Origin of the sequence: Ruthenibacterium lactatiformans (assembly GCF_000949455.1) — a bacterium.
GTDB classification, from domain to species: Bacteria; Bacillota; Clostridia; order Oscillospirales; family Ruminococcaceae; genus Ruthenibacterium; species Ruthenibacterium lactatiformans.
In genome coordinates this window covers 1-20,992 of record NZ_JXXK01000031.1, presented here as the reverse complement: position 1 = coordinate 20,992, position 20,992 = coordinate 1, and the positions used below count along the sequence as shown (strand labels likewise).

General features: G+C 59.6%; 22 protein-coding genes and 1 tRNA gene. 15 read left to right on the top strand and 8 right to left on the bottom strand.

The window, feature by feature from the left end; translation table 11 throughout:
- Positions 1-27: 27 nt before the first annotated feature.
- Positions 28-543 carry an RNA polymerase sigma factor gene (locus TQ39_RS16010; protein WP_050006278.1) on the bottom strand — a complete coding sequence of 172 codons (516 nt, stop codon included), beginning with the start codon at positions 541-543 and terminating at the stop codon, positions 28-30.
- A 435-nt stretch (positions 544-978) separates the two neighbouring features.
- Here TQ39_RS16010 and TQ39_RS21730 point away from each other — a divergent pair, with 435 nt between their 5' ends.
- From TQ39_RS21730 to TQ39_RS15985, 5 genes are all read left to right on the top strand, one after another.
- The gene (locus TQ39_RS21730) at positions 979-1,284 is read left to right on the top strand and encodes a hypothetical protein (protein ID WP_050006277.1); all 306 of its coding nucleotides are present in this window, start codon (positions 979-981) and stop codon (positions 1,282-1,284) included.
- Positions 1,248-2,339, top strand: a complete 1,092-nt coding sequence (locus TQ39_RS16000) for an MFS transporter (protein WP_242853524.1) — start codon at positions 1,248-1,250, stop codon at positions 2,337-2,339. Before TQ39_RS21730 ends, TQ39_RS16000 begins: the two co-directional genes overlap by 37 nt.
- Positions 2,340-2,413: 74 nt before the next feature.
- Entirely contained in the window at positions 2,414-3,313 is a 900-nt protein-coding gene (locus TQ39_RS15995; protein WP_050006275.1) for a zinc dependent phospholipase C family protein, read from the top strand.
- Positions 3,314-3,529: 216 nt separating this feature from the next.
- Positions 3,530-3,997 carry a hypothetical protein gene (locus tag TQ39_RS15990; RefSeq protein ID WP_050006274.1) on the top strand — a complete coding sequence of 156 codons (468 nt, stop codon included), beginning with the start codon at positions 3,530-3,532 and terminating at the stop codon, positions 3,995-3,997.
- A 112-nt stretch (positions 3,998-4,109) separates the two neighbouring features.
- Complete coding sequence (locus tag TQ39_RS15985) at positions 4,110-5,387, top strand: glycoside hydrolase family 10-like protein (RefSeq protein WP_009321709.1); 1,278 nt, start codon at positions 4,110-4,112, stop codon at positions 5,385-5,387.
- Positions 5,388-5,645: 258 nt separating this feature from the next.
- Here the strand turns inward: TQ39_RS15985 and TQ39_RS15980 are convergent, their stop codons facing one another.
- Positions 5,646-6,305 carry an MBL fold metallo-hydrolase gene (locus TQ39_RS15980; RefSeq protein ID WP_009321710.1) on the bottom strand — a complete coding sequence of 220 codons (660 nt, stop codon included), beginning with the start codon at positions 6,303-6,305 and terminating at the stop codon, positions 5,646-5,648.
- Positions 6,306-6,455: 150 nt separating this feature from the next.
- On the opposite strand from TQ39_RS15980, the gene TQ39_RS15975 reads away from it, so the two are divergent.
- From TQ39_RS15975 to TQ39_RS15950, 6 genes are all read left to right on the top strand, one after another.
- On the top strand, positions 6,456-7,085 hold the full coding sequence (locus TQ39_RS15975) for a hypothetical protein (RefSeq protein ID WP_009321711.1): 630 nt from the start codon (positions 6,456-6,458) through the stop codon (positions 7,083-7,085).
- Positions 7,086-7,109: 24 nt separating this feature from the next.
- Positions 7,110-7,667: an HdeD family acid-resistance protein gene (locus TQ39_RS15970; protein WP_009321712.1), complete on the top strand. Its 558-nt coding sequence runs from the start codon at positions 7,110-7,112 to the stop codon at positions 7,665-7,667.
- 136 nt (positions 7,668-7,803) lie between these two features.
- Positions 7,804-8,466: a 5-bromo-4-chloroindolyl phosphate hydrolysis family protein gene (locus TQ39_RS15965; protein ID WP_050006273.1), complete on the top strand. Its 663-nt coding sequence runs from the start codon at positions 7,804-7,806 to the stop codon at positions 8,464-8,466.
- Positions 8,467-8,510: 44 nt separating this feature from the next.
- Positions 8,511-9,680, top strand: a complete 1,170-nt coding sequence (locus TQ39_RS15960; RefSeq protein ID WP_009321714.1) for a toxic anion resistance protein — start codon at positions 8,511-8,513, stop codon at positions 9,678-9,680.
- Positions 9,681-9,724: 44 nt separating this feature from the next.
- The gene (locus TQ39_RS15955; protein WP_009321715.1) at positions 9,725-10,258 is read left to right on the top strand and encodes a hypothetical protein; all 534 of its coding nucleotides are present in this window, start codon (positions 9,725-9,727) and stop codon (positions 10,256-10,258) included.
- A 29-nt stretch (positions 10,259-10,287) separates the two neighbouring features.
- The gene (locus TQ39_RS15950; protein ID WP_050006272.1) at positions 10,288-11,265 is read left to right on the top strand and encodes a TPM domain-containing protein; all 978 of its coding nucleotides are present in this window, start codon (positions 10,288-10,290) and stop codon (positions 11,263-11,265) included.
- A 262-nt stretch (positions 11,266-11,527) separates the two neighbouring features.
- Here the strand turns inward: TQ39_RS15950 and TQ39_RS15945 are convergent, their stop codons facing one another.
- The gene (locus TQ39_RS15945) at positions 11,528-11,992 is read right to left on the bottom strand and encodes a GNAT family N-acetyltransferase (protein WP_242853523.1); all 465 of its coding nucleotides are present in this window, start codon (positions 11,990-11,992) and stop codon (positions 11,528-11,530) included.
- Positions 11,993-12,050: 58 nt separating this feature from the next.
- Complete coding sequence (locus tag TQ39_RS15940; RefSeq protein ID WP_050006271.1) at positions 12,051-13,016, bottom strand: hydroxyacid dehydrogenase; 966 nt, start codon at positions 13,014-13,016, stop codon at positions 12,051-12,053.
- A gap of 253 nt (positions 13,017-13,269) precedes the next feature.
- Between TQ39_RS15940 and TQ39_RS20490 the strand changes: the two genes are divergently transcribed.
- Positions 13,270-13,527 carry a hypothetical protein gene (locus TQ39_RS20490; protein WP_082052307.1) on the top strand — a complete coding sequence of 86 codons (258 nt, stop codon included), beginning with the start codon at positions 13,270-13,272 and terminating at the stop codon, positions 13,525-13,527.
- Here the strand turns inward: TQ39_RS20490 and TQ39_RS15935 are convergent.
- Both TQ39_RS15935 and TQ39_RS15930 read right to left on the bottom strand, forming a co-directional pair.
- Positions 13,506-13,582 (bottom strand) — tRNA-Met (locus tag TQ39_RS15935). The genes TQ39_RS20490 and TQ39_RS15935 overlap by 22 nt on opposite strands.
- Before the next feature lie 86 nt (positions 13,583-13,668).
- Positions 13,669-14,178 (bottom strand): hypothetical protein, encoded by a 510-nt coding sequence (locus TQ39_RS15930; RefSeq protein ID WP_009321721.1) that lies wholly within the window; start codon positions 14,176-14,178, stop codon positions 13,669-13,671.
- Between the two features lie 248 nt (positions 14,179-14,426).
- Between TQ39_RS15930 and TQ39_RS20995 the strand changes: the two genes are divergently transcribed.
- Entirely contained in the window at positions 14,427-14,576 is a 150-nt protein-coding gene (locus tag TQ39_RS20995) for a hypothetical protein (RefSeq protein WP_009321722.1), read from the top strand.
- 96 nt (positions 14,577-14,672) lie between these two features.
- Here the strand turns inward: TQ39_RS20995 and TQ39_RS15925 are convergent, their stop codons facing one another.
- Entirely contained in the window at positions 14,673-15,392 is a 720-nt protein-coding gene (locus TQ39_RS15925) for a YggS family pyridoxal phosphate-dependent enzyme (RefSeq protein ID WP_050006270.1), read from the bottom strand.
- Positions 15,393-15,959 carry a TIGR01440 family protein gene (locus tag TQ39_RS15920; RefSeq protein ID WP_009321724.1) on the bottom strand — a complete coding sequence of 189 codons (567 nt, stop codon included), beginning with the start codon at positions 15,957-15,959 and terminating at the stop codon, positions 15,393-15,395. It abuts the gene before it with no gap.
- A gap of 336 nt (positions 15,960-16,295) precedes the next feature.
- Here TQ39_RS15920 and TQ39_RS15915 point away from each other — a divergent pair, with 336 nt between their 5' ends.
- Complete coding sequence (locus TQ39_RS15915; RefSeq protein ID WP_069955764.1) at positions 16,296-17,288, top strand: GGDEF domain-containing protein; 993 nt, start codon at positions 16,296-16,298, stop codon at positions 17,286-17,288.
- Between the two features lie 174 nt (positions 17,289-17,462).
- On the top strand, positions 17,463-20,992 hold a 3,530-nt coding region (locus TQ39_RS15910), incomplete at its 3' end, for an InlB B-repeat-containing protein (protein ID WP_156146366.1).

Here is a 20,992-nt window from a genome sequence, read left to right as displayed (position 1 = left end):
GAAAGAACCTTCTGCGCCCGTATGCGCTCAGCCCACCGCCGCCAGCTCCCGCCGCAGCATTTTTTTTGCGCGGTAAAGCTGGGTGTGCACGGTCTTGGGCATGCGGCCCAGCTGCCGTGCAATGGCCTCCACGGGCCATTCCTGCATGAAATACAATACAGACACCGTGCGGTACGGTTCCGCCAGGCCCTCGATGCACTCCCGCGCAAGGCCGGCGTCGGCGCGTGTTTCGCACTCAGCCTCTAGGCTGGGGACGTTCTGCGCGGCGGCCAGCGCCGGAGCGGTGTCGCCGGGGGCCTCGGTCACGGCCATGCGGCGGTTGTAGGCGCTTTTCAGATGATCCTTTGCCTTGTTCACCGCAATGCGGCACAGCCAGGGCTTTTCCGCGCCCGGCGGACAGCTTTCCATATGCAGATAGGCCGAGACAAACGTCTCCTGCGAAAGATCCTCGGCCAGCTGATGGTCGTGCACCAGCTGGCAGCACACCGTATATACCAGCTTTTCATATTGCCGTACCATCGCTTCAAACGCCTGTTCCGTCATTGGAAACCCCTCCCGCCTTTTTGCCCCGCCCGGCGCGCCGGGCGGCTTGTCTTCAACGTGTTTTAGTATAAGACCGCAATCTAAAAAGGCGCGGGGGGAAAATCCAAAGAATTTCTAAAGATTTGCTGTAAATTTTATAAAACCGGGAACAAAAGGCTGCCGGAAGGCGGGTAATATTTCTGTAAAACAGCGAAACTACTTGTGATTTGCCTGCGGGGATGGTACACTTTTCTATGTGATATACTAACCTTAAAGCCGCCGCCGCTTGCGCGGCTGCGCGTGTGCGCTGCACACGCCCCTGTGCCGGCGCACAGGGCTTTGAGAACATTGAACCATGCAAAACCGCAGTAGATGCGGTTTTGTTGGGGGCGCTTTGCGGCGTCATGGTACAGTAAGTTTTTTTTCGCGAATCTGAATAAGACGAGGTGCGTACCGATGCTGAAAGGGTATACCAAGGAAGAAAAAAGCTGGATGATGTACGACTGGGCCAACAGCGCCCATTCGGTGATCGTTGTCACGCTGCTGCCGATCTTTTTTTCGTCGGTGGCGGGCTTTATGCGCAACACCACGTCGGCCATGAGCATCTGGGGCTATGTCACCAGCATCGCCATGCTTATTTCGGCGCTGCTGGCGCCGGTTATCGGCGCGCTGGGCGATTTTAAAGGCATGCGAAAAAAGATGTTTTTGTTTTTCTGGCCGTGGGTGTGCTGGCCTGCGCGGGGCTTGCCGTTACGCCCATGACGGGCTTTGCGGAAAATACCGGGGTGGCCGAGGCCGTGGGCACAGCCATCCTGATCCTGTATGTCATCAGCCAGATCGGCTTTTCGGGCGCGAACCTGTACTACGACAGCTTTTTACCCGACGTCACCACCGAAGAGCGTATGGACCGCGTCTCCACCATGGGCTACGGCCTGGGCTATATCGGCGGCTCCACCATCCCGCTGCTCATTTTTCTTGTGATGAACGCCGTGGGCGTGGATATGCTGTACTGCCTGTCTTTCATCTTCGGCTTTACGGCCGTGTGGTGGGCCGCGTTCAGTTGGCCGCTGCTGAAAAACGTGGAGCAGAAAAGCTATCAGCCCCACGAAAAGGGCGCCATCCGCAAGACCCTGCGGGGGCTGTGGGCCACGCTGAAGGACATCTTCGGCCATAAATCCATTTTTGTGTTCATGCTCGCCTATTTCTTTTACATCGACGGCGTGGGCACCATTATCCACATGAGCACCTCCTACGGCGCCCAGCTGGGTCTGGGCGACACCGAGATGATGCTTGCGCTGCTGCTGGTGCAGATCCTGGGCCTGCCGTTCTGCCTGATGTACATCAAGCTGGCCGGTAAATTCGGCGCGCGCGTGATGGTGGGCGTGGGAATCTGTATCTACATGGGCATTTGCGTGTTCGGCTTTTTTGTGCGCGAGACCTGGCAGTTCTGGGTGCTGGCCATTCTGGTGGCTACCAGTCAGGGCGGCATCCAGGCGCTGTCCCGCAGTATGTTCGGAAAAATGCTTCCGGACAAGAACCGTTCGGGCGAGTACTTCGGCTTTTTCGATATCTTCGGCAAGTTTTCGTCCGTCATGGGCCCGGCGCTGATGGGCTTCGTGACGCAGATCGCCACCGTAGTGCTGCTGGGCAGGCAGAGCCTTACGCCGGAGACGGCCCCCGAGGCCGTGTTGGCCGCCGCGCAGCAGGAGGCATCGCCCTGGGGCGTATTGTCAGTTCTGCTCATCTTCCTGGTGGGCGCGGTGCTTTACTTCGGCGTGCTGCCCCGCATGCTGAAAAAAGAGGGCGCGGGGAAGTAAAAAATCCGTACTGCCCATGTGCGGGAGGGGCGGGGCCCCGCCCGAAGACCCCAACGCGAAAGGTTTTGATCGATATGCCCGAAGCATATACACATATCCGCATCGCCCGCGCGGCGCTGGCACAAAGCGGGGAGCATGCGCCCAGTACGGCGGCCTATGAAATGGGCGCCAACGGGCCGGACCCGCTGTTTGCTTACCGTGTGCTTTCCGCCAAACGGCCCTGGCCGCTGCCGGAACTGGGCGGCCGCATGCACGACGAACAATGCGGCCGGTTCCTGCGCACAATGATCTTCGCGGCCTCCACGCCCGCCCAGCGCAGCTATGCGCTGGGCTTTCTGGCGCATTACGCGGCGGATTCCGTGATGCATCCGTATGTGGCGTTCCAGTGCGGGCCGCAGGGACAGTTCAACATACCCGAGGGGCACGGCTTCTGCGAGGTGGCCATGGACAGTATGTTCCATGAGCAGGACTGCGGCTCACCCGCCGTTCCGGCGGGAACTGCCGCTCCGGGGCTGCCGCCTCAGGAGCTGGCCGAAGTGACGCAAATGCTTCATGACGCGGTGGCGCAGGTCTACCGCATGGATATCCCGCATGAGGCACTGGCGGATTCCTTCCATGATTTCCACGCCCTGCACAGGCTGTTCCTGTCGCCTTACGGCGGCAAGCGGGCGTTGGTCTGGGCGGCGGAACGGCTGGTGCTGCACAAGCCCGGCTACGGGCTTTCCCACATGACGCCCGCCCGGCGCCCGGCGGACGGCTTTGCGGAGCATTGGGAAAACCCCTATACGCATGCACAGATGGACGCGGGCCCCGAGGCGCTGTGCGGGGAATCGGCCCGGCTGGCTGCAGGATACCTGAAGGCAGCGGCCGCTTACTGGGAGGGCCGCAGCACCAAGGAGGCGCTGGCCGCGGCTGTGGGCGACCGCAGCTACTCCACAGGCCTGCTCAGTGAACCGGCCCCGGCCGGGGTGTGAAGGCCCGCCCTGCCCGGGAAATAAAATTGGACTGCAAACGCGCCGCGGCGAAAGGCATATCTTTCGCCGCGGCGCGCTTTTTCGTTCCTTTTCGCAGACGAGGCTTTGAAAAAAATACGGAGTATGCTATACTGATATCATCTGTACAAAAGAAGCTCCGGCGTTTTCACAGCGCACAGGCCGCGTGGCGGTACGCCGGAAAGGGAGCATATATTTATGAATATCACGCGCAAGACATTTTACGGCATCGGCATTCTGTCGGCAGCGCTGAATATTTTGGGCGGCGCGATGCTGCTGTTCAGCATCCGGGCGGACCTTGTGTTCAATATCGCGACCGTCGCGGCGGGCGTGATGATGCTGATGCTGGCCACAAATCTAAAAGAGGACCCCCGCGGCCGCAATTTCTGCCTGACGGCCGCGCTTCTGACGGTGCTGGGCATGGTGCCGGGTATTGTGGGCATCGTGTGTGCGGCCGCGTCGTGGCCTGTGTTTGCATGGCCGTATTTCAAGGCTTCCGTTCCGGAAAACGGCCTGCATAAGGCAGCGTTTCTGGTGATGGTGTGCGGGCTGGTGCTGCTTGTGGGCAGTTTTCTGCCCGTGCCGCAGATGCTGGCCGCGTGCATCATCATTGCGGTGGCGGCGGTGCAGGGCCTTCTGGCTTTTTTGCTGTATCAGGAGGCGTGACTGCGCCGTGCGGGCCCGGGCAGACATATTCCGGCGGGCCCCGTGCATACGATGATGCATGTCCTGCCTTTTAGGGGCGGGCACAGCGTTATGGGGAAAGGGAACCAAGAGCATGAAAAAACTGTTGAGAACCGCTGCGGCAGCCGCCTGCCTGTGTCTGCTGGCCGCATGCGCGCCCGCGCGGCAGGCGGGCGGCGGGGAGCCCGGCGCGCCCCGGGAGGATTTTACCTCTGTGCCGTCCGGTATGCAGGCGGGGGGCGAGCCGGAGGCCATGGCCGCGCCCGTGGCGTACCGCGCCATGTGGGTGAGCTATCTGGAATGGCCGATGTTCGATACCTCCGGCGCGCAGGGCTTTGCCGCGTCGGTGGGCTCGCTGCTGGACAACTGTGCGGCTCTGGGGCTGAACACCGTCATCGTGCAGGTGCGCCCTTTCGGGGACGCGGTGTACCCCAGCGCAGTGTATCCCTGGAGCCACCTTGTAACGGGCGTGCAGGGGCAGGACCCCGGCTATGACCCGCTGGCCATTTTTGTGGAGCAGGCCCACGCCCGCGGCCTTGCCATCGAGGCATGGGTGAACCCGTACCGCGTGCGGCTCAACGACACCATGCCCCCCGGCGAGCTGGCGGCGGACAACCCGGCGCTTCTGCACGAGGGCTGGGCGCTGGAGGCGAACGGCGGGCTGTACTACGACCCCGCTCTGCCCGAGGTGCAGGACATGGTGGTGCAGGGCGTAACGGAGATCGTGCAGAATTATGACGTGGACGGAATTCAGTTCGACGACTACTTTTATCCCACCACAGACGAAGCGTTCGACACGGAGAGTTACGCGCGGTACGGCGGGGGACAGGACCTGGCCGAATGGCGGCGCGCCAACGTCAACACGCTGGTGCAGAAGGTATACGCCGCCGTCAAGGCGGTAAAGCCGGAGGCGGTTTTCGGCATCAGCCCGCAGGGCAACAACGACAACAACTACAGCCAGCAGTATTCGGACGTGGCGCTGTGGCTTTCCACGCCCGGTTATGTGGACTACATCATGCCGCAGGTCTACTGGGGCTACAATTATACGCTGCAGAATGGTTCGGCCCGGTTCGCGTTCGAGAATATCGTGGACGAATGGCTGGCCATGCCCCGGGACGATTCGGTTTCGCTGGCATTCGGGCTGGGCGCATACCGTATCGGCGCGGGGGACGGCTCCGCCACAGAGAGCGGGGAATGGGCCAGCGGCCACAATCTGGCCGATATGGCGCGCACGCTTTCCGTGCGCGGCGCAGACGGCTACGCGCTGTACCGTTATGCCAGCCTGTACAGCGGCGGCGAATATGCGGCACTGATGCAGGCGGAATGTGCGGCTCTGGCCCAGGCCAACGGCATCGGGCAGACGGAACCGTAACGCGGAGAATACGAAAAAAGCGCCCTCTTTACAGAGGGCGCGGCAGATGGTTGAAGAAGGCAAAGAGGTAAAAGAAATGTCCGGGGAAAAAGCTTGAAAAAGGGGTGGAGAACTCCTTTTTCATTTAAAATAACCCCGCGCCGTGCGCGGCGAACGGGGCCACAGGCCCTGTTCGTAGGCAGCTTTTGCGCCAAGCTAAAGCGCCCTCTTTACAGAGGACGCGGCAGGACGGATGAAACGCGGCATTCCGCCAGAGTGTCAGAACAGCCCCTTTTTCCATTCCCGGCAAGGAATGCCTGCGGCTGTGAGCGCGGCGCACAACCGCGCCCCGTTTTCCTTTGTGGAGGGTGCGTCCACGCCGTAGTGGTACGGCACCACAAGCCCGGGCAGCACGTCCATGGCCGCCACTTGTGCGGGCACTGATTTTTCATAGTCCGGCATGTTCCAGATGCCGTCGCACACCACAAACAGCACGTCGCATTGGACATTGTCCACCAGGACGTCGGTGTCGCCGGAGAGGTAATAGGTGAACCCTGCGAACTCCAACACGAGGCCGAAGCCGAAGCTGACGGGGTGGTTTTTGTTTTCTGCGGCCACCGGTTCCAGCACCGCGCCGCATTCAAAGCCGATGCGGGGCGCTTCAAAGCTCAGTTCGCTGATATAATCGTCGTCGATGCCGAAATCACGCTCCAGCAGGCGCGCCACCTCCGCCGTGGTGGCAAAGCAGGTGTCCTCTTTGCGCACCCGCTCGATGTCCTCCGGCGAATAGTGGTCGCCGTGGCTGTGGGTGATCACGATCAGGTCCGCGTCGTGGGCGTCGTCAGGCACCTTATATGGGTCTACATACACTACGGCGTCGTCGGATTCAAAGCAAACGCATCCGTGCTTTACAAACCGGACAGGTTCAAGGGGGTCCATAGTACAACTCCTTATTGTTTCGATGTTTATTTTTTGTGGCTTCACCGCATACTAACTGTATTCCAGACGCAGAGGCGGCATGAAGGAAAGAATACAGCTTTCTTTATTGTAACGCCTCCCGCGCCAAAAGTCAAAACCGGAGGGATGCAGATGAAGCCCCAGAAGATAAAATATGCGCCATTGTTCGCTGCTATGCTGCTGTGCGTGGCTTTGGCAGGCTGCGACGGAGCGCTTCATGAGAGCGGCGAAGGCCGTTTTTCGCAAAGTGAAACCCAAGATGGAACCCGGGCGGCTCCGCGCGCCGATGCCGTGCGCGCGGCCGCGGGCGGCGATATCGCACTGCCCGCCACGCTGGCGGCGCCGCAGACGGACAGCACGATCAATACGCTGCTGGACGCGGGCGTGCTCTCCGGCGCGTTCACGACGGTAAATTCCTGCCGCACGCGGGATCTTTGCACGGCAGGCGAAATCACAGTCCGCGTAAGGGCAGAGTTGGACGCCCAGACCTCCCGCAAGGATGCGAAATTCGCGTTGTGGAAACTGGCGGACGGCAGAGCGGAATATCTGGAAACCGTGTATTTCACCTGCGACGGTACGGTGCAGAGCTATACGTTCACAGGGCTGGCCGCGGGTGCGCGGTACCGTGTGGTGTTCAGCTATACGGAGTCCGGCGCACGGCGCATGTCGGGCGCGTTCAACGTGGAGGGCGTGACGGCCGAGATCGAAGAGGAAACACAGGAAGAGGGGGCGGTGGCCGCCGGCGCACAGCCGGGAAGCTGACCGCGTAAAAGGGGGAGGATGTCATTGATCGAGGATTTCAAGCATATGAAATGGCTGCCGCTGGCGGGCGGCGCGCTGCTGTGCGTGCTGGGGCTGACGGCGCTGGTCTGGCCGGGCCGGGTGGCGAAGATACTGCCTCTTTGCATCGGCGCTGCAATCCTGGGGCTGGGCCTGTGCGAGGTGGCTTCAGGTTTTCTGGCAAAGAGCTTTTTGCCAGAGTACATACCCGGCATGCGCAAACTGCAGGGCTTTGTGAATGTCGCGGTGGGGCTGGTATTCCTGCTCAACCGCACGCTTTCGCTGATGTTCATCGCCGTGGTGCTGGGCGTGTGGGCAGTGGCCTTCGGCGCGCTGCGCCTGAGGGACGCGCTGCGGCGGCGTGCGTCCGGCCAGCCATGGGGTTGCTGTGCGGGTGACGCTGCCGTAAAATTCGCGGTGGGGATATTTATGCTGGCCAGCCCGCTGGGCAGCATGGCGGCCTGGACGGTGATGGTGGGGCTGTTTTTCCTGTTCGTGGGCGCATCGGTCATTTTTTCTGCGGTATATCTCGACCGGCTGCCCCATGATTTTGAGGATTTCTGACCCCGCGCGGGCAGATTATAAACAAAGTGTAAAAACCGGGCCGCATGCCCGGTTTTTCTTGCATTTTAAGCCGTTTGAATGTAATATAAATAGTAACATTCATGCGCATAAAGCGCTGTGGCAGGGAGGCCGCTCGATGGCAGGAAAAATGGTGGAAAAGAAAATACGCTCCGCGCTGCCGCTGTACATTGCGGCGGGCGCATTTCTGGTGTGCGCGGCTGTGCTGCCCGTATACAGCCTGCCGGGCTTTTTGGGCGCGTGTGCCGTTGCGGCGGGCGCATATTTTCTGTCGGACAAAAAAATCCCGCCCCGTGTGGTGATGGTGCCCGCGCCGGAGGACCCCTTCGCAACGGGCGAGGAGGCGCTGGACGCCGCGCTGGAAAAGGCGCGGGACGATCTGGAGAAGCTGGAGGTGCTGAACGCCCGCATTCCGGCCGCGGCGCTCTCGGCGCAGATCAGCCGCATGGAGAAAGCGGGCGCGGCCATTTTGCAGCAGGTGCGCGAGCATCCGGAAAAAGGCCGGGATATCCGCAAGTTCGTCACCTATTATCTGCCCACGGCCGTTAAGATATTGACCACCTATGCCGACCTTTCGGCCAGCGGCGCGGGCGGCGAAAACGCTAAAAGCCTGATGTCCGACGTGGAGAAGAACGCCGGAACCATTGCCGCCGCTTTTGAAGCGCAGCTGGACGCGCTGTTCGCGGGCGAGGTACTGGATGTTTCCTCCGACATCGCCGTGCTGGACGGAATGCTCTCCGGCGACGGCCTTTCCGGCAAAAATAATTTGAAATTGTCATGACCCGGGCGGTCCCGATACCTCATTCAGAAAGGAACAAAACGATCATGGAAGAAAAACAAACCGCACCCGCGCTTACCCTGGAGCCAGACCTCTCTGTTCCCGCCGTTCCCACACTGACGCTGGACCCGGAGCCCGCCCCCCCTGCGCAGGAGGAAAAGAAACCTGCAGTGGAGCCGGAGCCCATGGACGCGGGCCTTTCGCCCGAAGAGAAAAAGGCAGTGGACGAATTCGCGGAAAAAATCGACCTGCGCAATTCCACGGTGGTGCTGCAGTACGGCGCGGCCAGCCAGAAAAAAGTGGCCGATTTTTCCAGCAGCACGTTGGAAAATATCCGCACCAAGGACCTGGGCGAGGTCGGCGAGATGGTCACGGGCCTGGTGACGGAGCTTAAGAGCTTCGACGCCACCGAGGAAGCGCCCAAGGGCATCATGGGCTTTTTCCGCAAGGCCACCAATTCGCTGGATACCTTTAAGGCGAAGTATGCCAAGGTGGAGACCAACGTGGATAAGATCGAGGCTGTGCTGGAGGGCCATCAGGTACAGCTTCTGAAGGATATCGCCATGCTGGACAAAATGTACGAGATGAACCTTGTGTATTTCAAGGAGCTGACGATGTACATTCTGGCCGGTAAGAAAAAGCTGGCGGAGGTGCGCGCAAACGAATTGCCCGCCCTGATCGAAAAAGCGAAAAAATCAGGCCTGCCCGAGGACGCTCAGGCAGCCAAGGACCTGGACGATATGTGCACGCGCTTTGAAAAGAAGCTGTACGATCTGGAGCTGACGCGCAACATCTCGGTGCAGATGTCCCCGCAGATCCGCCTGATCCAGTCCAACGACACGATGATGGCGGAAAAAATCCAGACCTCTATCGTCAACACCATTCCCCTGTGGAAGAGCCAGATGGTGCTTGCGCTGGGTCTGGCCCATTCCCAGCAGGCCATTGAGGCGCAGCGTGCCGTTACAGACATGACCAACGAGCTGCTGAAGAAAAACGCGGCCACGCTCAAGCAGGGTACCATCGCTGCGGCAAAGGAATCTGAGCGCGGCATCGTGGACATCGAGACGCTGCAGCAGACGAACCGCAGCCTGATCGAAACGCTGGACGAGGTCGTGAAGATCCAGAACGAAGGCAGAGAGAAGCGCGCTGCGGCCGAAACGGAGCTGGGCCGCATCGAGGGCGAGCTGAAAGCGAAGCTGCTGGAGATCGCCCGCTGAGTTTGTACTTGTGACGGGAATAAGAGAAAATGCGGGAGGATAGCGTGAAAAACTGGAAAGAAAACCGTGCGCTGGCCTGCGTGGTGCTGGCGGCTGCCATTTTGGGCGGTACTTTCGGCATCGGCGGGGCCAAGCTGAGCAGCGCGGCCCGCAGCGTGAATGAGGCATACGCGCAGAATATCGCGGGGGACCTGGCGCTGCGCGCCGCCGCCGCGCAGAATATCATCGCCGAGGGTGAAGCGGCGCTGGGCGCGGATGCCGCGTCCGTGAAGACGGCAAAACGGGCCGTGGAGGCGCTGGAGGCCGCGGAGGGGCCGGCACAGGAATACGCCGCAAACGCGGCCCTCACCGCGTCTGTCGGCATGCTGTATGAGGAGACGCGAAAGGTCTCCGGCGACGATAAGGGCAGCGTGCTGCAAACACAGTGGTCGGAATTTTTGAGCCGTGGCAATATCATCGACAATTCGGCGGACGCATACAATGAGCAGGCCCGCGCTGCGCAAAAAAAGCTGTCCGGCTTCCCGGCGTCGCTCATCGCCGGCCTGACAGGCGCACAGGCGGAAGAATTTTCCGCCTGAGTGCGGCCCTACATTGAAAAGGAGCATCCATGAAGAAAATCCAACGATTTCTGCGCGGCACGGCGCTGCTGGCCGTGCTGTCGCTGCTGGTTTCGGCCACGGCATTTGCCGCGTCGGTTCCGGACCCAACATCTGATTTTTACGTCAACGATTACGTTGGTGTGCTTTCGGGTGATACTAAGAGTGATATTGTGAGCAAAAATGACGGTTTGTATAATGCTACGGGCGCGCAGATCGTCGTGACGGTGGTGCAGGACACAGGCGGTGTTTCGATGGAGCAGTACGCCTATGACATGGCCAACGCCTGGGGCATTGGCAGTGCCGAAAAAAACAACGGCGTTTTGCTGCTGCTTTCCGTCGGGGACGACGATTACCAGTGCATACAGGGCAGCGGGCTGGAAACGCTGCTGCCAACCAGTACGCTCAGCCGCATTTTACAGGAGGACCTGGAGCCGGATTTCGCGGATAAAAACTATGACGCCGGTGTGAAAAAAACATTTGCGTCCCTGTATGACGCTGTGAGCAGCATCTACGGCTACGACGGCAGCACAGGCGGCGCGGCGAATCCGTCTCCCGTGCCGCAGCCGGACTACGACTATGGATACGGATATGGCTATGACGACGGTTACCGGGACGACGGCGGCTTCAGCATTTTTGGGATGATCGTGTTCCTCGTGATCGTGCTGGCGCTCATCGGCGCGTTCAGCGGGCCGCGCCGCCGGCGCGGCGGCCGTTACAGCACTTATTACAGCGGCCCTTCGTTCGGCACGGGCTTTTTCCTGGGCAGTATGATGGGCGGCCATCATCACCACCATAGGGGCCCGCCGCCCCCGCCGGGGCCGCGTCCCGGCCCGCGCCCGCCCCGGCCTCCGCGCAGCGGCGGCGGATTTGGAGGCGGCAGCTTTGGCGGCGGAGGAAGCTTCCGCGGCGGCGGTGGCGGTTTCGGCGGTTCCCGCGGCGGTGGCGGCGGCGGCTTTCGCGGCGGCGGCGCCGGGCGTGGTCATTGACGCTGCCGTATTTATCAAGACGACACAAAAAGTATGAATCGGGGCGCCTTCCTTGCGGAGGGCGCCCCGATTCGTATTGTTGGAAAAAGACGGGAAAGCAGAGGCCGCAACGGGGAGGGCGCAGGCAGCGTGCCAGCGCGTGTCGGGCGCGCTGCGGCCTCCCTGCGAAGGGCGGCGCCGAAAACGTGGCGCTCCGCACGACGGCGATTTCCGTTTTAGGACCATCCCCTTAAGGCTTGGGCTTTCAGCTGTCTTTTGCAGCTCAGTCCTTTTTGTAAAATACCAGCGTCATTTTATCGGTAATAACTTCTGTTTTTCCCGTCTGACGGTAACCCATTTTTTCGTAAAGACGGCAATTCACCTTTTCTTGTAAAATCGTACTTAATTCCCAATTTGAACTGCCATGCAGGGCTTCAACCATACGGATGGCTTTTTGTGCAATGCCGAGCCGTTGATATTGAGGAAGCACAAAAATAGGAGATATTCTTTTAGCTGTGTCTTTTTCTCCTTTGTCAACGACCCGTACTGCGCCGACGTTTTCATCGAATTCCTGAATAAAATAGTAATAGGTGAAGGGCTGCTGCAACCTCATAATGGTTTTATCAATATTTTCAGCCGCAGGGCTGTTTTCCGTGTCCTGGTACTTTTTATATAAATCCTGAAATGCTTCTGTCTGCATTTGCCACAATTTGCGAGCATCTTCTATGCCGATTCGGATCAGATTCAAATTCTTCCCTCCGCTCTTATTTCTCAATAAATCCCGCGTTATCATCAAATCCGTTTTTTCATTTGTGTTCTGATTCTACATCCGTCCGGTCTGTTGTGCCGACGCATTCATGAGCGGGCGTTTTGCCGTCCAGCACGGTGAAGATCTGCTCCACAACGCACATGCCAACACGCAGCAGCGCTTCGTCCGTGGCTGCACCGAGATGCGGCGTCGCCAGAAAGTTGGGCAAACGCAGCAGCGGCAGGCCGGGTGCGGGCGGCTCGTGGGCGAGCACATCGCAGGCGGCAGCTCCCAGAGGACCCTGCGTCAGAGCGCGGTACAATGCATCCTCGTCCACCACGCCGCCCCGCGCCGTATTGACGAGCAGCGCGCCGGGCTTTGCCGCGGCAAGCTCCGCCGTACCTACAAGCCCGCGCGTCTGAGGCGTGAGGGGTACGCCGATGCTCACAACGTCCGCCCGGGCAAATACCTCGCGTACACAAGTGCAGCGGGCTATACCCAGGCATGCCGCGCGTTCCTCTGTCAGAGAAGGCGAATACCCTACAATGCTCATGCCGAACGCACGGCGGAACATCTCTGCGGCACGTCGGGCGATGCTGCCCACGCCCACAAGGCCCAGCGTTTTGCCGTGCAGCTCCATGCCTGTCAGCCGTGCATCTGCTATGGCGAGGGCTTCGCCGGTTTGCAGCATGCGGTCCGCCAGATATACCCGCCGCGCCAGAGCGAGGGTCAGTCCTACGATAAGCTCCGCCACAGACTGCGCGTTTTCGCCCGGGGCATATACCACGCGCACACCGCGCTGCGCTGCCGCAGCCAGGTCCACTCTGTCCGTGCCCGTGCCGTGTATGCCGATGACCTTCAAAGCCGGGCACTGCTCCAGAAAAGCTGCGTCCATGCGCAGGTTTCGGCTGATGGCTGCGTCGGCCCGGCCCAGACAGGCGGGGTCCGAAAAAACCTCAGCCCTGGTTTTAAGCAGCGCCAGCGCGCGGGGATGGATGGGTTCACACAAAAATATTTTCAGCATATAGCCTCCCTGGATACGGTGTGTGGTATGTTCGATGCCTTGCGGTCAGCTCAGCTCCTGTCTTTTCAGGCAAGCTCCCTGTCCGCGGTGGCGTGAAGGATGAGCTCCAGCGCCAGCGGCTCGGGCGCCTTTCATGATACCGTTCCTCTCTTGACATTCTTTGGACCGTTGCAAGATAAAGGGCGGAAACCAATACGGCAGACCATAAATCGGCCACGGGCTGCGCCCATGGCTTAAGGGACCGCAGGCAGAAGTGACACGGGCGCAGCGGACAGGGGAACTGTCTGAGGACATTCGTGCCTTACAGGAAAACCCGGACTGCACCAAGGAGCCGCTGTGCAAATATATTTTTAGTGTGGACGTATACGAAGACCTCATTGGCATCCGTTCCACGGCTGATTGGGCCAAAGGGAATGCTGATGTGCCGTTTATGAAGGAAGTAAAAACGAACTACGCCGCCAGCAACGAAGCTGACGGCGTAATCATAGATGGTTGCGGGGGCCAGATTTGAACTGACGACCTTCGGGTTATGAGCCCGACGAGCTACCGGACTGCTCCACCCCGCGATATAAATTGTCTGCGCCTCTTTAAGGTGCTTATCTAGTATATCCAATAATAACGCCGTTGTCAATACTTTTGCGCTTTTTATTTTTTAAATATCGCGTTGGGTTCGAAACACCTTTGCCTGGACAAGGTCCCGGAACATTCTGTCCCAAGCGGCCTGCTGATTTTTGCCGCCCCCTTGCAGATTCGAACAGACGATATTCAGAATGTGCCGGATCGTTTCCTCGTCATACCGGGCGGCGGTTTTCCAGCGGCCTTCCGCATAATGCTGTGTGTAGTCCTTGTAAAACTGTTCCGCAACCGGCTTCAGCTCCCGGCTGGTGGGCAGGCCGCGCGCCAGCCTCCGTGCGTCCCAAAGCGACTCCTGTGCCTGTTCGAAAACCTCCCGGGAGATTTTTTGAATACGGTCCAGCTTTTCCCAAACGTCATCCGCACTTAAAGCCGCCGGCTCCAGATCCAGTGTGTACAGCACGCCGGAACGGGATACGCTGTAAAAGGTATACGTTCCGTCCGGCTCCTCAAGGGAAAAGTAACCGTTTGGCAGGATGTTTTTGCTGCGCAGAAACTGCAGCAAATCAGACGACGGCTCGTGTTTCATTGCCGGCTCCTTTCTTAACGCACGAATGCGGTCTCCGCATCTATCATACTTTGCCCTGCGGCGGATGTAAAGAGGAGCGGTGTGACAAAATCCTGTCTGGCAGCCGCCGTTCTGCACAAGGAAGAACTTTCCACCTCGTACGCCTTTTTCAATGAATATCCGCGGCAAAGATGTCCATATAAGTTATAAAGGGCTCAGGCAGCGTATCCGGCCGCAGGAGCATGAGCGGGACGGAGGGGGAGTGCGGGATGACTATCTGGGATACGATCTTCAAAGCGGTGTTCGTGGTAGCAGTGCCCATCACGCTGGCAGTATATGCCTGTGTGTATGTGGGGGAGCGGGCCGAACATGACGTTGCCCGTCCGCGTCCGCCGCGCCGCCGCCCGCCGGGGCGCTGACGCAGAGGGAGGATCTGTTTCTGGGAATTTGGAAAACGGCGCCGGGATTTGAATATCCCGGTGCCGTTTTCCCTTTATAATACATATTATATAAAGCTACTGTGCAGGATAGCTCCGCGCGCCGAACAGTGCGGTCCCGACGCGGACCAGATTTGCCCCTTCCAAAATAGCGTCTGCAAAATCGGCGCTCATGCCCATGGAAAGGTACTCCATGCTCACGTTGCCGCCCTGCGCGGCCTGCGCCCGCTCGAACAGGCCGCGCATCTGTGCAAAGTAGGGGCGGCTCGCGCCCGGCGCATCCGCAGCAGGCGGGATGGACATCAGGCCGCGCACCCGCAGGGAGGGCAAAGCATGGGCGCATTCCAGAAGCCCGGGCAGCTCTTCGGGCGCGATGCCGCTTTTGCTTGCCTCGGCCCCAATGTTGATCTCGACCAGGATATCCTGCCGGATGCCCTGCTTCTGAGCTTCGGCAGCCACACATTCCAGCAGCCTGTGCGAGCCGACGGATTCTATCATGCACGCACGCCCCACCACCTGGCGCACCTTGTTGGTCTGCAGATGGCCGATAAAATGCAGCGGCTTGCCGCCGTATGCGCCGGCGGCGTATTTTTCACAAAGCTCCTGCACGCGGTTTTCTCCAAACAGGTCGATATCCAGCGCAGCCGCCGTGCGCACGGTCTCGGAATTCTGCGTTTTGCTGGCGGCGCACAGAAGAACCTCCCCGGGGGCGCGCCCGGCTGCGCGGCACGCCCGCTCCATTTCCGCGCGCACCTGTGCGACGCGTTCCTCCATCCGCCTGATCTCTTCTGCCGTCATTTAACGCGGCACCTCCAATTCGTCTGTTTGATATACGGCGCGGCTGCCGCCGATGTATTTCGGCCGCGTGCGCGCGCAAAGAATGCCGGCCTCGCCGATGCGGGCCAGACTGAGCCGCACGGGGACGGCCACAGGCCGCAGATGCATGCCGATGAGTGTGCCGCCGATGTCAATGCCCGCGCCCGCGCGGATGTTCTCCACCAGTACGGGGTCCGCCATGTGCGCATATGCGGCGGTGGCAAAGGAACCGCCCGCGTGGGGCTGAGGCACGGCGTTTACCGTTTCCGCCCACGGCGGAAGCGCCGCCCGTTCCACAACGATGGCGCGGTTCAGGTGCTCACAGCACTGCGCGGCCAGATACAATCCGCTTTCCGCAAGCAGGGGCGCGGCGCCTTCCCACACAGCTTGCGCGGCCTCCATGCTGGAGCCGCGCCCAATGCGCTGGCCCACGACCTCGCTGGACGAACAGCCGATGATAAAAATATCTCCCGCGCGCATCCGGGCTGCCGCCAGAAGCTCCGCCACGGCCTGTCGCGTTTGGGCGCGCACGGTCTCCGTCAAAGTCATTTCAATTCCCTCCCGGCCCGCGTGTCGCAGCACACCGGGCGTTTTTCTTTATTGTAATCCTTTTGCGCCCTCCAATACAAGTGCCGCTGGAAATGAGGTGGTTTTAAACACAGTAAAATCATAGGATAACACAGGAAAAGTCTTTTAAAAGATAAAATCACGTAAAAAATAGACTGTTTTATGAAATACTCTTGACGGTCAAAATTTATGAATCTATAATAAAAGAATAAGAGGGGAAGGTGCGCCTCCGACCGTCCGGGACACGCGGAAAATCCGGGAACATTCCCGGAGAAATGCCCGGCGGCCGCAGGGCGCATGTGAAATGGGGGGATGCTGGTGGACCAGGAGCTTGACATGCTGAAGGATGAAAACACCCGTCTGCGCGTGCTGGCGGAGCACGACTGGCTCACCGGCCTGTACAACCGCCGTGCTGCGGAAGCGCATGTGGATGAAGCGCTGCTGAAAAACGGCGGCGGGATGCTTTTGGTTTTGGATATCGACCATTTCAAACAAGTGAACGACCGCTACGGCCATCTCATCGGCGACGCTCTTTTGTGCGAGGCGGCGCGCACGCTGCGGGATATCTTTTTTCCGCGGGATATCATCGGCCGCGTGGGCGGCGATGAGTTCATCATCTACATTCTGGGCGGATGCTCTCAGGAGGCGGTGGACGGCCGTGCGGCGCAATTGGCCGAGCGCCTGCGAAAGGCGGGCCGGCGTTACGGCATGCGGTGGAACCTTTCCTTTACGCTGGGCCTTGCGGAAAAGCAGGCGGGGGACGATTATATTTCCCTGTTTGACCGTGCCGACCAGATGCTCCTGGCCCGCAAAAAAGCCCGCCGCGCCCGCCGTGCAGACAGTGCGGATGCCGGAGGAGAACGCAGCATCTGCACAGACATGGCGCTCATCCGGCGTGAGCTGCGGGAAAAAGACCCGCCCAAAGGCGCGTTCTGTCAGGATTACGAGACCTTCAAACAGATCTACCGTTTTGTGGAGCGCGGCCTCAAGCGCAGCGGGCAGAGCGCATATATTATCCTGATGACCCTTACGGACGCACAGGGGCAGTTTGTGCCGCTGGCCGCGCGCGAGGAGTATATGAGCCGCCTCAGCGACGACCTGCAGGCCAGCCTGCGCAGCGGCGACCTGTTCGCGCCGTACAGCGGCTGCCAATATCTGCTGATGGTGCTGGGCGCGTCCAGCGAGAACGCGGCCGTCATCGCCGGGCGCATCCACACGCGGTTTATGTCGCGCGTTGCGCCCGATGCGGGGCTGCTGCTGCGGTATGACGTTTACCCCATGGGGGAGCTTCCCCTGCAGCCGAAGGGGTGAAAAAGCCATGGTTTTACGCGGTGAAGGGCTGCTGCTTAAAATATTTTCAAAAAAAGTCAGCAAAAAATCGTTTTGTGACCAAGTTGTGACCGGCGACCGTTATACTGAGTATGTAAGATACATTTCCCGCCCCAAGTGGACGATCAACACGCATTCCAAAAGGAGGAAAAACGCATGAAAAACACATCCAACGCTCTGCGTCGCGTCATGAGTGTGGTTCTGGTGTTCGCGATGATGTTCACCAGCATGCCCACGGGCGCGCTCGCTGAGGATGTTGTCGACCCGGTCCCGTCTACGACGGCGGCCGAGCCGGCTGCGTCTGAAACGACAGAGCCAACCACACCGGAGCCTGCAAGCTCGGAGGCGGTGCCTGCCGCGAACAGCGCCGTGCTCCCGGCAAATGACGGGGACCCGGCGCCTGTGACGTTCACCGTCACGTTCGTGGCCAATGGCGAGACGCTTGTCACCCAGACCATTCAACAGGGTGGCAGTGCCGTGGCGCCGGACGCGCCGCTGGTATCCGGCCAGCGTTTTGTACGCTGGGATACGGATTTTACCAACGTGCAGAGCGATTTGACGGTGACGGCCGTTTACGAGGCCATTACCGCCAAAAACATGACGGTGGAGTACCGGTACAGCGACGGCACGCAGGCGGCCCCCTCCCATGTGGAGCAGGCCGTTGTGGGCGAACCGTTCCATAAGACGGTTCCGTCTCCGGCGCTCGACGGCTTTACGCCGGACAAGGCGGAGGTCGTATTTGCGGTCGAGTCGGTCACCGAAGACCTAACGGTCGTTGTTACTTACAGCGGCGCCGCCCGGAATTACACGGTAAAGCACCTGTTCCAGAACGTGGAAGGCACCGCTTATGCGGAAGACGAAGCGCTGCGTGAAACGCTGGAGGGCACCACGGGCCTGGACACCGCCGCACAAGCGAAAACGGTGGAGGGCTTTACGGCTCTGCCCATCACCCAGGTGAAGGTGGCGTCCAGCGGCGAAACGGTCGTGGAAGTAAAATACGACCGCAACAGCTACCTGCTCACGTGGAACACCGACGGCGGCAGCTATATTGAGCCGCAGATGCTGAAATACGGCGCTGCGGTGTCGGCTCCGGCTGACCCCACGAAGGTGGGCTATACGTTCGCCGGGTGGGATTCTGTTCCCGAAACGATGCCTGCCGCCGCCACGACGGTGACGGCGCAGTGGGCGAACGCCACGCAGGCGTCCTACCAGGTCGTATACTGGGGCGAGAACCTGACGGGCGGTTACGACTACCTCTATGCGGACAAAGCGACCGGCGCTGTGGGCGGCAATATCCCATACAGCACGTCCCTGACCGCCAGCCGTATGCCTCAGGGCCTGGAAGCGGCCGGGTTTGAACTCGACAGCGCCAAATCTGCGGGAAATGTGGAAATCACCGCAGACGGCAGCGCGGTCAAGAATGTTTATTTCAGCCGCAAGACGTTTACTGTGACGTTTTATTTGTACGAAAAAAGCGGCTGGTTTGGTGGAGACTGGAAAGAACAGAGCGACCTGACCATCAGCGCAAAATATGGCGAAGATGTATCCGCACAGTGGAATGACAGCGCACACAGCCGCTATATGTGGTACGAGACTTCCAGCCTTAAGACCAGTATAGGCGGAATGAAAGCGATGCCGGCGGAGAATCTTAACCGCTACGGTGATACTACTAGGACAGTAAAGATTTATTACAAAACGCAGACAATCTCTGGCTATGGTTATGACACCTATATGGAGGGTGTTCTTCCAAGCGGATGGACGATCAATGAGGGAGATATCATTGAAATTGAAGGGTTCACCTATGAGCGGATGAACAAGAACGAAAGAACCCTCTATTATACCCGCAACAGCTATAATGTCGTGTTCCAGAATTGTACTGGTGTTTCACAGAAATCTTTGAAATTTGGAACTTCACTTTCCAGTGCAAAACCAGCCGACAGCAGTGTGGGCCGTCCGGTCGGCATGGACAGCGACTATGTGTTCATGGGCTGGTATTTTGACCCCGCATTCCAGACTCCGGTGGACTGGAGCAGCACGATGCCCGCACGGAACCTGCAGGTCTACGCCAAGTGGGCGAAGCCGGATTATACGGTTTCCTTCAACACGCATGGTGCGGATACGGAGACTCCGGCGCCCATCGGCGTGGCGAAATACGACACGATTGAGGACCAGATGCCCGCAGACCCCACCCGTGAGGGCTACGTGTTCGCGGGCTGGTATACGGACGAGGCGTACACCGTTCCGTTCGTGGCCACGCAGCAGATCGTCCGCAACCTGACGCTCCATGCGAAATGGACGCGCACGGACAGCTGCACCTATGTCATCGTGGCGAAGGACACGGAGGGCAATGAGCTCAAACGCGTCGATGGCTCCGAAGTGGAAGTGGGCGCGTCCGTCACTGTAAATGCGCCTGTCATTGACGGTTATCAGGCGCAGCAGAGCAGCCAGAACGTCAAAATTCTGGATGACGGGCAGGAAGTAGTGTTCGTCTATGACAAGCTGCAGAACTGGACGGCCACGGTGCATCATTATATTGAGGGCACCACGGAAAAGGTTGCCGAGGATGTTATCCGCAGCGACCTGACGGTCAACAGCCTGCTGGTATATTCCGCGACGGTCAGCGGTTATGAGTTGGCCGAGGGTACCAGCTATGTTCAGACGGCCACCCGCGAAAACAGCGAGATTACGTTCTATTATAAGAAAATCGCGGATTCGGCGTATACGGTCAACCACTATTACGGCAGCAATGCTTCGCTGACGGAAACTGTTACGGGCACGGCCAAGGCCGGAAGCCTGGTGACGGCGGACGTCATAAACAAAGCCGGGTACACCTGCGTTACATCCGGGGCTGCGCTTTCCGCGTATGTTGCGAAAGACGGCTCTACGGTGATCAACGTGTATTACGCGGCCAACGACCAGACGTACAGCGTTTACTATTATCTGGAAGGCACAGAGACGCCTGTACCCGGCACGACGGCGAAAGAAAACGTGTCCGCGAAGTTTGACGAGACGGTGACGGAAACGGCGCCCGCAGTCACGGGTTATACTGTGGCGGGAGACAGCACCATGTCCATCACGGTCGGTGCGGACAATGCAGCCAACAAAATCGTTTTCTACTACACGGTGAACAGCTATCCGCTGAATATCACCTACAAATATGCCGATGACGTGCCCGACGCAGCACTGCGGGGCCAGAAGGCGGCGGAGCCTGTATCCAGGGATATCGCGTTCGGCGCGCCTTACAGCGTTGCCAGCCCGTTGATTCCAGGCTATACGGCCAGCGTTGCAGCGGTAGCAGGCACAATGGCGGAGAACGGTGTGACCGTGGAGGTCGTTTACCGCGCCGCTACGGACACGGCGTATACCGTCAAGCACATGCTGCAGGATGTGACAGGTGACGGTTATACTGAAGATGCGGCGGCCCGGCAGACCCTGCACGGCACGACCGGGGCGGACACGAACGCTGCGGCGAAGAGCTATGAAGGCTTTACGGCGCAGGCGGTCGTTCAGCAGGCCATCGCCGCGGACGGCAGCACGGTGGTTGAGATCAAATACGACCGCAACAGCTATGAAGTGACCTATGCTTATGTGGGCACGGCGCCCGCAGGCGCGAGCGCGCTGCCGGAAAAGGCGACTGTGAAATACGGTGCGCCTGTGGCGGTGGCGGCGGCCGCCACGGCCCCGGG